Here is a 14,860-nt window from a genome sequence, read left to right on the forward strand (position 1 = left end):
TCATTTGCGCGATTTCGGAGACACAGGTCTATGATTCCTTCCAAAAAAGTTGTCAAAAAAGAAAAAGTTTATGGTTAGACGCTGTTATTTTTTCGCCAACACTTTGATTTTTATAAGTCTTTTCCAGTAAAATAAATGTACCGATATTTTGGACTTCATTTTGTTTAGTTGAACTTTGGGGTGAAGCAAATGGAATATAAACAAATCAAACCGAGAAAGCTTTATGAAGAAGTGGCGGAAGCCCTTTTAGATATGATTAAAAAAGGAGAAATAAAACCAGGAGAAAAATTGGAATCCGTTCATCAGCTTGCTGAAAATTTTCAAGTCGGCCGTGCAGCGATTCGTGAAGCATTAAGCGCATTACGAGCAATGGGGATTGTTGAAATGAAACAAGGGGAAGGAACGTTTGTAAAAGAGTTTGATCCCATGTCATTCACGTTTTCTCTTTCGACAGCGGCGTTAATGAATATGAAAGATATTGAACATTTATTAGAGGTTAGAAAAATATTAGAAGTCGGTGCTGCATTTACTGCTGCAGCAAAGCGGACGGAGCAAAATCTCCATGATATGAAAGCTGCGCTTGACGAAATGCTTATCCATATAAACGATGAAGAATTAGGAGAAAAAGCGGATTGGAAGTTTCATAAAGCGATCGCAGCCGCTACGCAAAACCCCATTTTATTAAGCTTAATGAACAATGTAGCCGACATGATTGTTGAAACGATGCGGGAAACACGAAAAATTTGGCTTTATTCAGAGCAAGTAACCGCAGAACGAATTTTTCAAGAGCATAAAGCCATCTTTACAGCAATTGAACAACAAAACGCGGAAGAAGCACAGCATTTAATGCTCGCACACCTGACAAATGTTGAAAAGGTTTTGAAAAAACATCATAAAGCCCATATAAAAACAGGGGCTAAAACAGAGTCTTTTTAACTAGGAATTGACATATGATGCAAGCGTTTTTACACATGCCGTCTCTGACTTGAACTGACAAAAGAACTGTTGTTTTTTGCGGCAATAAAAAATTTTTCGGGAGAAACCCGTTTGGGCAGCACTGAAAACCAACCGCATCCTGTATCCACAAGGAATTCGTCCATCCGTCAAAGAATTTGCCCGTTACATCGATGTTTCCGATACCCACCTCGTGACCGTGGGAGGGGAAACGTATCGAGTGTATCGCTACGAAGGGGCATTGAACGACATTCCAAATGCGGTGGTATTGTTTTGTTGGAAAACCGATCAACCGATGACGAGCGAGCATTTGCGTTGTTTTTTAAGTACAGACACAAAAACTGAGTGATCAGGCTATTCTTGAATACTATGCGAAACGCTGGTCGATCGAAAGCTACTTTCGGCAAACGAAAGAAACATTAGGGGCTGTCCAGAAAGTCAAAATCCATTGAAAACGGAACATCATAAGCATTGATATATCAAATTTCTAAAACATTAAAGGGCGTCTATAAGCCGGAAAATCGATTATTAGACAGCCCCGACATGAGCGAGCCATTAAACGATATTGGACCATCGTACAATTTACGTATATCTATTGCATGACAGAACATTCAAGTGATTTTTCAACCGGTCTTGCGAGTGTAAGATCGAGAAAAATTCACAATCTCACTGAGTTTATTTATTACGAAGCCCAACGAGGAGTGCCACTAGATTCCATTAAAAACCAGTTACGAGTGGCATTAGGGTATTTTTGTTTTCTTTTTAAAGATGGTAATAAATGTAATGGGATTTACTCATCTACAGTTTAAGTTTAAAAGAAAAGGGGCTGTCCGATAAGTCCCTAAAATGAAGCAAGTGGAGAAAAACAATTCGTTTCTCTCCACTTGCTTTTATATTTTTTCGATTTTTATCTGAAAGTAGCTGGCGGATGCCGGCTACTTTCAGTATGTTGTGGGCTAATGCCACAATCCCAAACTCAACATGTACCTTGTCGAGGCCCCGCAAAGAAAATCTGCGGAACGACCGATTGCCCTTGATGTGACCGAACACACTTTCTGCCTCGACTTTGCGTCGAGCGTAGATGGCGGCTTTCTCTTCACATTCAAGGGCTGTTTTGGCCTTTGCTTTCATTTCTTCGAAGATGGGATTCCAGTGAACTTGACGATTTCCCTTCGCTTTTGTGCATTTCGCTTTCAATGGGCAATCGGTACAATCTTCACATTCGTATATTTTGAAGCTTTGTTCATAGCCAGATGGATTCTTTTTGTTTTGGTATTTTTTAAACGTTACTCTCCTTCCATTCGGGCAAATAAAACAATCATCCTCTTCACAATAGGTCCAGTTTTTGGCATTTTTAATGTCTTTTTTGTATGTACGTGTTTGTTCTTTTACATAGCTCCCATAAGGAATTAGAAACTCAAAACGGGGCTCTTTCTCATCACCAACTGCATATACATAGTTTTCTTCACTACCATAGCCTGCATCCGCAATGACCGTTTTGGGCATCGGTAATGAACTGGAGGCTAGCTTCTCCATATGTGGGATAAAGCAACGTGTATCGGTCGGTCGTTGATGAATGGTATAAAACAAGATAAACTGATTCTCTGTCCCCATTTGCACGTTGTATCCGGGCTTGAGCTGACCGTTTTTCATATGGTCTTCTTTCATGCGCATGAAGGTTGCGTCTTTGTCTGTTTTCGAGTAGCTGTTACGGTCACCGAACATTTCCTTTTGTTCCTTGTATCTTGCCATTCGGGGCAGGAAATCTTCACGAATTTGTTTCACCGATTTCTTTAATTGACTGCGTTTTTTTCGCTTCTCTTTCCGAATGGATGTATCGGTCTCCTTTTCGATTTCTTCCGTTAGCGTTTCAACTTTTTCTTCTATTTCTTTTGCGATTTCCTCCATGTTTTGTTCGGTGATCTCTGTATGTTGATCGCTTTCCTTTTGCCCTGTTCCGGCTTCTAATTGGGTTAATTCATGAATGTGCTTTAGTGTTTCTTGGATTTTTTCTTTTAATTTCTCTTCGAATTTCAAAGTGGATTTTTTCCACACAAAAGAATACTTATTGGCATTGGCTTCGATCTTAGTGCCATCCAAAAAGTAGTTTTCCATCGTGATGTAATGTTCTTTTATCAATTTGAGAATCATGACTTCAAAGAGCTCATCCATGAAAGCTTTCATCCGTTCCCCTCGGAACTCATTAATGGTGCGAAAATCTGGTTGTTGCATCGCTGAAAGCCACATGGCAGGAATATTTTCTTTAACGAGTTTTTCGATTCCTCGGCAGGAATAAACCTTTTGAGAATAAGCATACAGAATGATTTTCAGCATCATTTTGGGATGATAGGAACTTCTGCCGCCGCCTTTATAATGAGAAAACAATTGTTTATCTGGTATCGCCTCCACCATTTCGTCCACGACACGTGCCACGTGATGTTCGGGTATAAGAGATTCAATATCATAAATCATTTGAACTTGACGGTTGTCATATGGTTTGAAAGTAGGGGCTAAATTTCTTTTGGCAGGAGTTTTTTCTTCTTTTCCATCTAGAGGAAGTGTCATTTGTGTGTTATAATTTTCACGAGTAATCATTTGATTGCTCATAAAAAATCGTCCTTTCTGTAATGTTGTGTGGTAACTTCATTTTACTAGAAAGGACGATTTTTTTGTGCATTTTTTTTAAAAAGTGAAAAAATGAGGGGCTCCAAAAAGTCAGTTACCCTGACTTTTTGGACAGCCCCTATTTTTTTGTTCTTCTCTTATTTGCAAAAGTTTAGGTATTTTCTCACTAAAAATTGTTTCAATGTCATTGATTATATTTTCTTTTGTAATGTCTTCTGTAGAATATTTAAAATTTCCAAGCTTCCCATAAATTATTTTTAGAAATGATTTTGCATCTTCTTCAGAAAGTTTTTCAATTATAGCTAAAATATCATCTAAATCCAATCTTTCATTAGGGTTCTCCATAACATTACCTCCTTTAATCATTACACTTATATTCTATCGAAAATAACACAATATATAATATGGGAAAATGGTATAATTTGTTATATAAAAATAGAGACTAGGAAATTTAATTACTAATTTCGGGTCTTTTGGGGGGGAAGCGGAATTTGACAAGAGGATACTTTGGAGTTTTCAATGCCATTTTCAAAAAAATACATGCCAAATAAACCCACATATGTATATTCGAATTAATAAGCAAAAAATAAAAATGGTTCTGTTCGTCAATATCTACAAATATGTCGTACATTTCGTGTAGACAATAAAGTTCGGCAACAAACGCTTTATAATCTAGGGAGGTTAGAGCATTTATTAGAGAATGGCTCTGTCGATAAATAAATCGAGGGATTAATCAAATTTTCAGAGCGTTACTTTGACCGAATTCACGGGCAAGGCTCTTCCTCTTCTTTCTCCGTGCTTTGGACAAAAGAGTTTGGGCCGGTTTATCTGTTCCGAAAGGTATGGGAAAAGTTAGGGCTTGGTCGGCTATTATGTAAAATCATGGATGATTCCGAGGCTGCTTCTCAGTATGACGAAGCCGTTTTTGCCATGGTGTTAAACCGTCTCATGGATCCCAATAGTAAGCATGATATCTTCAAACAATGGATCGACACGGCGGCTTTTTTTTATGAATAAAGCAAGCATATTCCTTTCTAGTCATCAGATGACCTGTTGACTAAAGATAAAAAAAGCGATAAAGTGAAAAGAAAAGGGTTACATCTTAGTTGAAACTGTTTCACAAGGCGGGGGGAGCAAATTGAAAGTTTCATTATTTGTCACATGTTTAGTGGATGTATTTAACGGTTCAGTAGGCAAAGCAACAGTTGAGCTTTTAGAAAGACTTGGATGCGAAGTAGAATTTCCGGAAAGCCAAATTTGCTGCGGACAGCCTGCCTATAACAGCGGATATGTTCAAGCGGCAAAAGAAGCGATGAAAAATATGATTCTCACCTTTGAACATGCCGATTATGTTGTCACACCTTCCGGATCATGTGCCACGATGTTTAAGGAATATCCGCACATTTTTGATGAAGATCCGGTTTGGAAAGAAAAGGCGCAAAAGCTTGCAAATAAGACGTATGAATTAACACAGTTTATTGTAGATGTTTTAAATTTGGAAGATGTGGGCGCAACATTAAAAGGAAAAGCAACCTATCATACATCATGTCATATGACCCGTCTTCTTGGAGTTCAGGAGGCACCATTTAAATTGCTGGCAAACGTGAAGGGGCTTGAATTGGTTCCGCTTCCAAATGCATATGATTGCTGCGGCTTTGGCGGAACGTTTTCCGTCAAAATGGAACAAATATCTGAACAAATGGTTGATGAAAAAGTTCGGCATATTGAGGAAACCGATGCCGACTATTTAATCGGGGCAGACTGCGGCTGCTTAATGAATATCGGGGGGAGAATAAGCAGGAAAAATAAACAAGTGAAGGTCATGCACATTGCTGAGGTGTTAAACAGTATCGAATAATGGAGGGGGGAAAGCAGGATGGCAATGAAAATTTCGGATCAGCCGTTTGATCAAAGGGTGCAAAAAAATATTGAAAACGATTTTATGAGAAATGCAGTCCAAGATGCTCAAGAAAGGCTGAGAAAAAGACGTCTGGAAGCTGCTGAAGAGCTTGGCAATTGGGAAGAATGGAGATCGCTCGGTGAACAAATCAGAAAGCATACATTGGAAAATTTGGACTATTATTTACACCAGTTAAGCGAAAATGTTGCAAAAAGGGGCGGACATGTTTTTTTTGCTCAAACAGCGGAGGAAGCGAACGATTACATCCAAAGCGTTATCAAGAAAAAAAAGGCTCGCAAAATTGTCAAATCGAAATCGATGGTGACGGAAGAAATTCATATGAATCAATGTTTGGAGGAAGCGGGCTGTGAAGTTATTGAAACGGATCTAGGCGAATATATATTGCAGATTGATGATCATGATCCGCCTTCGCACATTGTAGCCCCAGCCCTGCATAAAAATAAGGAACAAATTCGAGATGTGTTTCAGCGAAAACTTGGGTATGAGAAAACAGAAAAGCCTGAGGAGCTTGCACTCCATGCGAGAAAAATGCTTAGGGAGGAATTTTTAACAGCGGATGTCGGCATCACAGGATGCAATTTTGCCATTGCCGAGTCCGGATCGTTTTGTTTAGTGACAAATGAGGGAAATGCCCGCATGGTGACGACCATTCCGAAAACACAAATAACTGTCATGGGGATGGAAAGAATAGTTCCAACATTCGAAGAACTTGATGTGCTTGTCAGTCTTTTGACAAGGAGTGCAGTCGGTCAAAAATTAACGAGTTATATAACGGTTTTAACTGGTCCGAAACAAAAAGAGGATGTTGACGGACCGGAAGAATTCCATTTGGTGATTGTTGATAACGGACGAAGCAAAATTTTAGGAACTGAATTCCAGCCTGTTCTTCAATGCATTCGTTGTGCAGCGTGCATTAACGTCTGTCCTGTATATCGGCATATAGGCGGCCACTCGTACGGATCGATTTACCCAGGTCCGATTGGCGCTGTATTGACGCCGCTTTTTGGCGGTTATGATGATTTTAAGGAATTGCCTTATGCTTCCACACTATGTGCCGCTTGTACGGAAGCATGCCCCGTAAAAATTCCGCTTCATGAACTTCTCCATAAGCATCGGCAAGTAATTGTCGAGCGGGAAGGGCGAGCGCCAATAAGCGAGAAGCTGGCGATGAAGGCATTTGGAATAGGAGCATCGAATCAAAAACTGTATCAGTGGGGAACAAAACTGGCGCCAGCAGCCCTCAAACCGTTTTCGAAAGACGGGAAAATTTCCAATGGACCAGGTCCTTTGAAAAATTGGACGTCCATACGTGATTTCCCGGCACCGGAAAAAAACAGCTTTCGCGAATGGTTTCACAATCGTAAAAAAGAAAGTGGTGATCGTTCATGAACGGAACGATTCAAAATCGAGATTCGTTTTTGCAGACGATAGCTCAAAGGTTAGGACGAAATCCCCGGAAGGAAGGGGTGGAACGGCCCAGCTGGTCATTTCACCCTCAAGAAAAAACACTTGCTGGTTATTCTTCCGACGAACTGGTTGATGCATTTATAAAACAATGTAAAAATGTTCATGTCGATGTATACAGAACGACTTCCAAATCATTGAAAAATACGCTGAAAGAGGCGATTGCTTTTTATGGAGGCGGTCCGATTGTGACGTGGGACGATCATCGGTTTGAAGCATTCGGGCTGATGCCTTTTTTATTGGAGGAATTGCCAAACGAAGGAACAGACGTGCATATATGGGATCCTGAGCTTGGTAAAGAAAATATTCAAATTGCGGAAAGAGCAAATATCGGAATTACGTTCAGCGATTATACACTGGCTGAATCCGGGACGGTTGTCTTGTTGAATGGGGGAGGGAAAGGAAGGGCGGTCAGCCTTTTGCCGACAACGTATATTTCCATTATTCCGAAAAGCACGATTCTCCCTAGAATGACACAGGCCGCCAGAAAATTTCATCAAATGGTGGAAAAAGGCGAAACGATTTCTTCCTGCATTAATTTTATTACAGGACCGAGCAATTCAGCGGATATTGAAATGAACTTAGTGGTTGGCGTACATGGGCCAATTAAAACAGCCTATCTCATTATTGAAGATTGCTGAATGGATTGACTAAAAAATTGAACATCTGGCGAAGTCCATCGAGGGGCCTCGCCAGATTTTTTTGGCAAATGTTCGAATTTTCCATACCCCGCTAGGACCTCTGACTTATGACTTGTTTTTAAAGTTAGAAAGTTTAGGAACTGCGACGCCTTTGAAGTTATTTCTCTAACTACTCTAGATTGTTGTATCAGCATCTCGGACTGTAGAAAAGACCTATTTCTGAAAAGCTATTAGAAGCTGTTCTATTTATGTGATGTGACTGTCTGTGTGCGTCAGCCCCGGTCTTATAAGCCTTTTACTATTTTTTTTAGCATTGTCGCTCGAAGTTCAATGATTGGCTGTGCGATCGTTTTGACAAAGCGGCTCGACAGCAAGAACGTAACGACAATTGAAACAATGGCGAATACCGTGATGCTTTCTATTTCTGTAAGCCAGCTTTCAAGTTCGCTGTCTCTGAACGATTGAATGATAAATCCGTGCAATAAATAAACGTAAAAAGTTCTTGTGCCCCATTCAGTGAAAAACTGACGCTTTTTCGGTATTAACGAGAAAAATCCGAACGTCGTAATCAAAGTAAGAAAATAAAATCCGAGCCGCACCAGCCCTGAAAAGATATCCGTTTCGCCAAAAGCTGAATAAGGCATGGAACCGAACAGCCACTCATACTCAAAAGGCAAATAGAAATACGTCACAAATGTAAGCAACAGAGCACTTGCCCCTAAAGATCTTGCAGGCAGCTTCGTCATCATGGCAAAATGTTCTTTCTTTAAATAAAAACCTATTAAAAAAATAGGAAAAAAGACTAGTGTACGTGACAAGCTCAAATAGTTGCTGATGAAATCAAAATATCCAGCTGCAATACCGATAAAGAACGAAAGTCCTAAAGCGACCAATTTATTCAATTTAGAAAACGGGATCAGCATGACGTTCCAGAAAAACAAACTTATTAAAAACCAGAGGGACCAGTGCGGATTCAAAGGATCAATTGAATGGAGCAGATTGTCGCCTTTAATCAAAACATAATAAACTGTATAGATGCCATGAAAAATGAAATATGGCAAAATGAGTTTTTTTGCTATTTTTTTAACGTATCCCTGTTTGTTAAACCCTTTGGCAAAAAAGCCGGAAATTAAAATGAACGCAGGCATATGAAACGTGTAAATAAATTTGTATATGTTCATCATAATGTAATTGTCTTCAATCATCGATCGAATAAAATGGCCGAACACGACAAGAAGAATTAATATAAACTTGGCGTTATCAAAGTAGCTGTTCCTCTCATTCATGTTATCACCTTCAAAAAAAGTTTCGATTTAAAATATAAGACAAATTCAACATTTTGTAAACAGTCGTACTGAAAGGTACATCGAATTGACTAAATTGACAGTGCATGAAGGATTCTAACGTAATTTGTAGAAAATGTAAATATATTGAGAGTGTTAAAATGAGAGGTGGGAAGTTTGAAGCAAAACATTGCAGCCATTGAAGAAGATTTGTTGGCAAAACGTTTAAAAAAAGCGCAACAAGAAAATGAAAAATTAAAAAAATATTACGAAATTTTCGATCGATCAATAGATGCTATGGTGCTTTTAGATCATCACGGCAAGTTTTTTCAAGTAAATCAGTCAGCATGCCGCCTTTTTGAAATGGAAAAAGAAGTCATACTAGAGAAGTCGATAGATGATTTTGTAGCAGCTCTGCCAGGAAACGAATTTATAAAAAATTTTTCTGATCATGAAAAACAGCAATATGCGGAACTCATGTTAAAACTGGAAAACGGCCGAATCAAATATGTTGAATACAGCATCATTGAGAACATTTACGGCACATACAATCTTGCTATTTTTCGGGATGTTTCTTCGAAAAAAATTCTTGAACAGGAACGATCGATCAATGAACAGCTGTTTCCGGATTTATTTGACCGTGCTGTTGACGGCATTGTCATTTTTGATTACGAAGGATTTATTATAGATGCCAATCAATCATTTTGTACAAGCTTTTGCATTCCGAGTGATGAACTCAAAAACTATAAATTTTCAGATTTTATCGAAGATGAGAAAATGAAAAAATATTTTTATGAAATATTGTTTGAAAAAGGAAAAATGAAAGGAGAAATGCCTGTTCGATTAAAAGACGGAACGCGAAAAATTTTTGAATTTACGACCACGTCAAACATTTTACACGGATTTTACATGTCGATATTGCGCGATATTACAGAGAAGAGGCTTATGGAACAGCAAATTTTGAAGAGTGAAGAAAGGTTTAGAGAAATTTTTGAAAATGCTCTTGATGCCATCCTTATTTGGGATCATTTTGGAAATATTATACGCGCGAATCAATGGGCTTGCCGCATATTTGAACTCCCCTTTGATGAACTGTTGAAAAGCAATTTAATGCGATTTATCAATGCAAATGATCCAAAGTTTTTGCAGGTGAAAGATGAATATTTAAAATCCGGTGCCATCCGGGAAGAATTAATGTTTTACATGCCGAACGGACAAAAGAAGCAGCTCGAATTCACATCAAAATACAACCCGAAGGAAAAAACCCATATGACCATATTGCGAAATATCAGCGACCGGAAACGAATGGAAAAAGAATTGCGTGAAAGTGAACAAAAATTTCGGAATGTGTTTAACGGAGCGATGGACGGCATCCTTCTGTTTAATGATGATTGGGTGATTGTTGATGCCAATCCTGCTGCAATGCAAATTTTAGGATTAACACAAGACCAAATTGGACGTGATTGCATATTTCGATTTTTTCCCATTCATTTTAAAAGTGATTGGAAAATGGATGGGTTGACGAAAGAATTTGCGATTACGGTGAAAAATAAGCAGGAAAGAATTCTCGAATGTTCATTTAAACGCCACATTATTGAAAATATGAATTTAGTTATATTTCGCGATATCACTGAAAGAAAAGAAATCGAAGAGCGGCTGAGAAAATCGGACACTCTCAATATTGTTGGGGAATTGGCAGCCGGAATAGCCCATGAAATCCGCAATCCAATGACAGCGTTAAAAGGATTTATCCAGCTGCTGCAAGGAAGCATAAAAGAAGATTATTCCATGTATTTCAATGTCATTACTTCTGAGCTGAAGCGAATTGAATCAATCATTGATGAATTTCTTATTTTGGCGAAGCCTCAAGCTGTTCGATTTGAACAAAAAAATATTGTGAAAATCATGAAAGATACGATAGAATTATTAAATGCACAGGCTATTCTAGTAAATGTGCAAATTCATTTAGACTACGGGGAAGTGCCGGATATATTTTGCGAACCCAATCAATTAAAACAAGTTTTTATTAACATATTAAAAAATGCAATCGAAGTGATGCCAAATGGAGGCAATATTTATGTTTCGATCACAAAAGAAGATGATCACCGGGTTCAAATTTCCATTCAAGATGAAGGGCCAGGAATTCCAAAAAATAAACTGAAGCGGCTTGGGGAGCCGTTTTATACAACGAAAGAGCGGGGAACAGGCCTAGGTCTTATGGTAAGCTACAAAATTATTAAAGAGCACAATGGGAAAATTGATGTCAAAAGCAAAGTAGGGTATGGAACGACATTTTATATTTCGCTCCCTATCAATGGTCAAGAAGGTGTGTAGGATGTACTTTTTGCATACAATGAACAGCCCTATTGGAACGATCGGGATTATAGAGGAAAAGAATCGAATTGTCTCTTTGTTGATGGACGAGCAGGAGCTTACAGAGCTTCTGGCATCTTCAAAAGTTGTGGAACATAAAACGGATCTATTGGAAGAGGCAGCGAAACAGCTTAAGGAATATTTTCAAAGGAAACGAAAAATATTTTCCCTTCCCATTTTTCCAAAAGGCACTTCATTTCAGCAAAAAGTATGGAAAGAGTTGATGAACATTCCTTACGGTGAAGCTAGAAGCTATCAATATGTTGCAGATGGGATCGGAAATCCGAAAGCTGTTCGGGCAGTTGGACAAGCCAATAAAGCGAATCCTATCCCGATCATAATTCCTTGCCATCGGGTGATTGGCAAAAACGGAGCGCTTGTAGGCTATGCAGGCAATCAAGCGGATAAAAAAGCTTTTTTGCTGCAATTAGAGCAATGCAAAAATTGGGCATCATAGAACCTTTCAAAATGAAAAACTCTGCGATGCCTGCGCAGAGTTTTTAAAAAATTTGCTGTTTATATGATGTAAATGCCGTGCCGGTTCTGCATGAGCATTTAAAAAAGCTTGGACGAAATCACTCAACAGCTGTATATGTGTAAAATCTTTCCTCTATAAAAATCATCCCGGTTTGTCTTTTTTATTCTTGTTTAAATTGCAATAGTCTCGTTTTTAAGTCTTTCTCGAGCTGCATTAGTTCTTGCTCAGCCTGCTGCCTTTTTAGACGTCCTTCCTGTTGGATCCTGAGCGTTTCTTCGATTGTTGAAATTAGGTCGTCCTGTGTTTTTTTCAACGTTTCAATATCGACGATGCCTCGTTCATTTTCCCTGGCTGTTTCAATTGTGTTTGCTTTCAGCATTTCTGCATTTTTCAAAAGCAGCTCGTTCGTCGTTTTCGTCACTTGCTTTTGGGCCTCCAGTGCTCCTTTTTGCCGATATAAGGTGAGAGCGATCGCAATTTGGTTTTTCCATAAAGGAATAGACGTCAAAATGGAGGATTGGATTTTTTCCGCTAATGTTTGATTCATATTTTGAATCATCCGGATTTGCGGAGCCGTTTGGATTGTAATTTGCCTAGATAGCTTTAAATCATGGATCCGTTTTTCCAACCGATCAGCAAATTGAAGCATGTCGTTTACTTCTTGAACCGCCATTTGATCTCCAGTTGTTTCCGCTTTTTTTTGCAATTCCGGTATTACTTTTGTATGGAGCTCCTCCAATTTTAATTCACCAGCAGCGATGTAAATGTTTAGCGCGTGAAAGTATTCCTTATTATGCTCATATAAACGATCGAGCAATTGAATATCGGACATCAGCGCTTTTTTTGAATTTTCCAGCCGGACTGTAATGCGTTCGATTTGTGCCCCGATTTTTTGGTATTTGGATAAAATTTCATTGATCGAACTAGATATTTTCTTGAAAAGACGAGAGAAGAAGTTTCGTTTTTCCGGTTTTAATTCTTCCGGGTTTACTTGTTCGAGTTTGCTCATCAGCTCTTTTAAAATATCGCCTATAGGCCCGATATCCTTTTTTTGAACATAGTCCAGCATTTCGTGGGAAAAACTGGAGAGCTTTTGCTGAGCGGAAGCCCCAAATTGGACGATCGAATGCCGGTTTTTGTAATCAATTTGAGCTGCCAGCTGTGCAGCCTTTGCTTTATGCTCCTGTGAGAGCATGTCGATAAATTTTTTCGGCTGTTCTTCTTCGCCGACTGCTAAAGGTGATGCGGGCTTATCTTCTTTTTCTCCAAATGGGTCCTTTAATAGATCATCTAATAGATCCAACTCTTTCTTTTCTTCCAACGTAATCACCTATCTTTCCATTTCGTTGTTTGTTTTTTCGCAACATTTAATTCAAATTGAAGATGTTCGATATCATTCGATAAAACGGTGATTAAATCTTTCTCCAATGATTCGCAAATTTGATTCAACATCTGTTTCGTTTCTTCCAATGATGATTTAACGTTCTGATCGCGGATCGGCTGGGCGGAAAGAAACGTATACTTTTCTGCAAGCTCCACGCAAGAATCTAAATGATAGAAAAAGAATGATTCGCCTTGATAGAAGCGTTTCGGCTCCTTTTCAACGACATGATATATACGTTTGGAAAGCCTGATTGCTTCGACTAGCTGCTGAATCGTTCCGAGCGATCGGGCTCTAAATAAGGTGCGCTGCAGTCGGGCAATTTTTTGTCTTGCTTCTTTTAAATTTTCCTGTACATATTTGTATTCACTGGCTGTCAATCCGTTTTGCTTCAGCCAATTTCTTTTTTGCAGCCATTTGGTGATATAATAGACGATAATACCGCCTGCAACAGCATACAAAGACGATTGAATGAAAGCTTGGTCAAATCCTAAAAACAAGGCAAACCAAAGAACAGACATCGAACAAACAGCAATAAAACTTCTTATGAAAAACAAGAATATCGATTTCATGATCCTACCCCTGTCAGCATTGTTTAATAAATTTACGAACAAACGGAAAGCAAGGTTTCGCTTTTTACTACAATTTTACTACAATTTAGAGAAAAAGTAGAATGATTTGTGAATCGGAATGGAACGAAACGTTTTTTCAAACGTAATAAAGTACAAAAATAAATAATGGAGGGAAATCCATGATTATTACAACAACCAATTCTTTGCAAGGAAAGGAAATTGAAGAATACTTGGGGATTGTCAGCGGTACAACCATTCTTGGGGCAAACATTGTCCGCGATTTTTTGGCAGGCATTACGGATATTGTCGGCGGCAGGAGCGGCGCATATGAAAGCAAGCTTTCAGAAGGAAGGGAAGTAGCTATTGAAGAAATGACAGCGAAAGCTAAAAATCTGGGAGCCAATGCTGTGATTGGAGTGGATCTTGACTTTGAAACATTACGAGATGGGATGATGATGGTTGTAGCAACTGGAACAGCTGTAAAAATCCGATAAAATTGCGCTGTTTTTTAGGCTTGTCATTGTGATGATAGAAATAAGCGCAGCTTTTCTTAATGAAAGGAAAGAAATTTCCGACAATATTTTAAATAGAAAACAAGCATCTTATCATTGCTCAAATATTGTCCTCCGACCTATAAAACGGCAGCGGTTATTGAGGCAATAAGCTTTGGTCTGCTGTCAGCAAGTAAAAAAGAAGTCGAATTTTTTCTTTTAAAAAGGCTTTTGGATAAGCTTTTTATGACTGTATGAATGTTTTGACAATCCTCCTTACGTAAATATTAAAGAGGATTGTCAAATACTTGTGTAAAAATATTGTCTAAATTTGCGAATCTATTTACAAAAATAGTAGAATCTGTAATAATAACCGAGTGCGTGTCTTTAGACCGCGAGATTTGGAAGGAGGATATGAGAAATGGCAACGGAAGAAGAGCTGCGCAAAGAAAAGCTGTTCATAGAAATCATAATAAAAAGGCAAAAAATGATTGAAATGGCTCAAATAAACGGTATGAACAGCAAAGAGACGATTGAGCTGAGCCAAGAACTGGACAAGCTTTTAAACAAATACCAGCAAATGGTAAGCAGCGATGAGAAAAATCAATCGATTTTCCACCCTATGAAATGGACATTAACAAATCCTTTTGTTGCAACGGTTGAAAAATAAAGAAAAC

Annotated in this window: 13 protein-coding genes and 1 pseudogene; 9 read left to right on the forward strand and 5 right to left on the reverse strand. The window is 38.6% G+C overall.

What is annotated here, in order from left to right; translation table 11 throughout:
• The first annotated feature begins 189 nt into the window (after positions 1-189).
• Positions 190-936, forward strand: a complete 747-nt coding sequence (locus tag NSQ84_RS06525) for a FadR/GntR family transcriptional regulator (RefSeq protein WP_063389375.1) — start codon at positions 190-192, stop codon at positions 934-936.
• Between the two features lie 109 nt (positions 937-1,045).
• Positions 1,046-1,376: pseudogene (locus NSQ84_RS06530) on the forward strand (IS701 family transposase); the annotation flags it as partial.
• 376 nt (positions 1,377-1,752) lie between these two features.
• On the opposite strand, the gene NSQ84_RS06535 reads toward NSQ84_RS06530, so the two are convergent.
• Both NSQ84_RS06535 and NSQ84_RS06540 read right to left on the reverse strand, forming a co-directional pair.
• Positions 1,753-3,561, reverse strand: coding sequence for an IS1182 family transposase (locus NSQ84_RS06535; RefSeq protein ID WP_339212439.1), 1,809 nt, complete (start codon positions 3,559-3,561; stop codon positions 1,753-1,755).
• A 108-nt stretch (positions 3,562-3,669) separates the two neighbouring features.
• Complete coding sequence (locus NSQ84_RS06540; RefSeq protein ID WP_066247536.1) at positions 3,670-3,924, reverse strand: hypothetical protein; 255 nt, start codon at positions 3,922-3,924, stop codon at positions 3,670-3,672.
• Positions 3,925-4,717: 793 nt separating this feature from the next.
• On the opposite strand from NSQ84_RS06540, the gene NSQ84_RS06545 reads away from it, so the two are divergent.
• The 3 genes from NSQ84_RS06545 to NSQ84_RS06555 are packed head-to-tail and all read left to right on the forward strand — an operon-like array spanning position 4,718 to position 7,605.
• Complete coding sequence (locus tag NSQ84_RS06545; RefSeq protein ID WP_063389374.1) at positions 4,718-5,437, forward strand: (Fe-S)-binding protein; 720 nt, start codon at positions 4,718-4,720, stop codon at positions 5,435-5,437.
• A gap of 18 nt (positions 5,438-5,455) precedes the next feature.
• Entirely contained in the window at positions 5,456-6,889 is a 1,434-nt protein-coding gene (locus NSQ84_RS06550; protein WP_063389373.1) for a LutB/LldF family L-lactate oxidation iron-sulfur protein, read from the forward strand.
• Positions 6,886-7,605, forward strand: a complete 720-nt coding sequence (locus NSQ84_RS06555; RefSeq protein WP_063389372.1) for a lactate utilization protein C — start codon at positions 6,886-6,888, stop codon at positions 7,603-7,605. The genes NSQ84_RS06550 and NSQ84_RS06555 overlap by 4 nt, the downstream gene beginning before the upstream one ends.
• 284 nt (positions 7,606-7,889) lie before the next feature.
• Here NSQ84_RS06555 and NSQ84_RS06560 read toward each other — a convergent pair whose 3' ends face one another.
• Positions 7,890-8,891, reverse strand: coding sequence for an acyltransferase family protein (locus tag NSQ84_RS06560; RefSeq protein WP_066247926.1), 1,002 nt, complete (start codon positions 8,889-8,891; stop codon positions 7,890-7,892).
• A 174-nt stretch (positions 8,892-9,065) separates the two neighbouring features.
• On the opposite strand from NSQ84_RS06560, the gene NSQ84_RS06565 reads away from it, so the two are divergent.
• Entirely contained in the window at positions 9,066-11,222 is a 2,157-nt protein-coding gene (locus tag NSQ84_RS06565) for a PAS domain S-box protein (protein WP_339212443.1), read from the forward strand.
• A gap of 1 nt (position 11,223) precedes the next feature.
• The gene (locus NSQ84_RS06570) at positions 11,224-11,718 is read left to right on the forward strand and encodes a methylated-DNA--[protein]-cysteine S-methyltransferase (protein WP_339212446.1); all 495 of its coding nucleotides are present in this window, start codon (positions 11,224-11,226) and stop codon (positions 11,716-11,718) included.
• A 181-nt stretch (positions 11,719-11,899) separates the two neighbouring features.
• On the opposite strand, the gene NSQ84_RS06575 is transcribed toward NSQ84_RS06570, so the two are convergent.
• Together NSQ84_RS06575 and NSQ84_RS06580 are read right to left on the reverse strand one after the other, a co-directional pair.
• On the reverse strand, positions 11,900-13,060 hold the full coding sequence (locus tag NSQ84_RS06575) for a toxic anion resistance protein (RefSeq protein WP_339212449.1): 1,161 nt from the start codon (positions 13,058-13,060) through the stop codon (positions 11,900-11,902).
• A 5-nt stretch (positions 13,061-13,065) separates the two neighbouring features.
• Positions 13,066-13,692: a 5-bromo-4-chloroindolyl phosphate hydrolysis family protein gene (locus NSQ84_RS06580; RefSeq protein ID WP_063389368.1), complete on the reverse strand. Its 627-nt coding sequence runs from the start codon at positions 13,690-13,692 to the stop codon at positions 13,066-13,068.
• A 179-nt stretch (positions 13,693-13,871) separates the two neighbouring features.
• On the opposite strand from NSQ84_RS06580, the gene NSQ84_RS06585 reads away from it, so the two are divergent.
• Positions 13,872-14,186: a YbjQ family protein gene (locus NSQ84_RS06585; RefSeq protein WP_094245531.1), complete on the forward strand. Its 315-nt coding sequence runs from the start codon at positions 13,872-13,874 to the stop codon at positions 14,184-14,186.
• 418 nt (positions 14,187-14,604) lie between these two features.
• On the forward strand, positions 14,605-14,853 hold the full coding sequence (locus tag NSQ84_RS06590; protein ID WP_066247934.1) for an aspartyl-phosphate phosphatase Spo0E family protein: 249 nt from the start codon (positions 14,605-14,607) through the stop codon (positions 14,851-14,853).
• Positions 14,854-14,860 lie beyond the last annotated feature (7 nt).

Source organism: Aeribacillus sp. FSL K6-3256 (assembly GCF_037965805.1).
Classification (GTDB): domain Bacteria; phylum Bacillota; class Bacilli; order Bacillales; family Aeribacillaceae; genus Aeribacillus; species Aeribacillus composti.

Bases quoted from the DNA above. Each gene is read 5' to 3' on its own strand.
- NSQ84_RS06525 (WP_063389375.1), top strand. From the start codon at position 190: ATGGAATATAAACAAATCAAACCGAGAAAGCTTTATGAAGAAGTGGCG.
- NSQ84_RS06535 (WP_339212439.1), bottom strand. From the start codon at position 3,561: ATGAGCAATCAAATGATTACTCGTGAAAATTATAACACACAAATGACA.
- NSQ84_RS06540 (WP_066247536.1), bottom strand. From the start codon at position 3,924: ATGGAGAACCCTAATGAAAGATTGGATTTAGATGATATTTTAGCTATA.
- NSQ84_RS06550 (WP_063389373.1), top strand. From the start codon at position 5,456: ATGGCAATGAAAATTTCGGATCAGCCGTTTGATCAAAGGGTGCAAAAA.
- NSQ84_RS06555 (WP_063389372.1), top strand. From the start codon at position 6,886: ATGAACGGAACGATTCAAAATCGAGATTCGTTTTTGCAGACGATAGCT.
- NSQ84_RS06560 (WP_066247926.1), bottom strand. From the start codon at position 8,891: ATGAATGAGAGGAACAGCTACTTTGATAACGCCAAGTTTATATTAATT.
- NSQ84_RS06570 (WP_339212446.1), top strand. From the start codon at position 11,224: ATGTACTTTTTGCATACAATGAACAGCCCTATTGGAACGATCGGGATT.
- NSQ84_RS06580 (WP_063389368.1), bottom strand. From the start codon at position 13,692: ATGAAATCGATATTCTTGTTTTTCATAAGAAGTTTTATTGCTGTTTGT.
- NSQ84_RS06585 (WP_094245531.1), top strand. From the start codon at position 13,872: ATGATTATTACAACAACCAATTCTTTGCAAGGAAAGGAAATTGAAGAA.
- NSQ84_RS06590 (WP_066247934.1), top strand. From the start codon at position 14,605: ATGGCAACGGAAGAAGAGCTGCGCAAAGAAAAGCTGTTCATAGAAATC.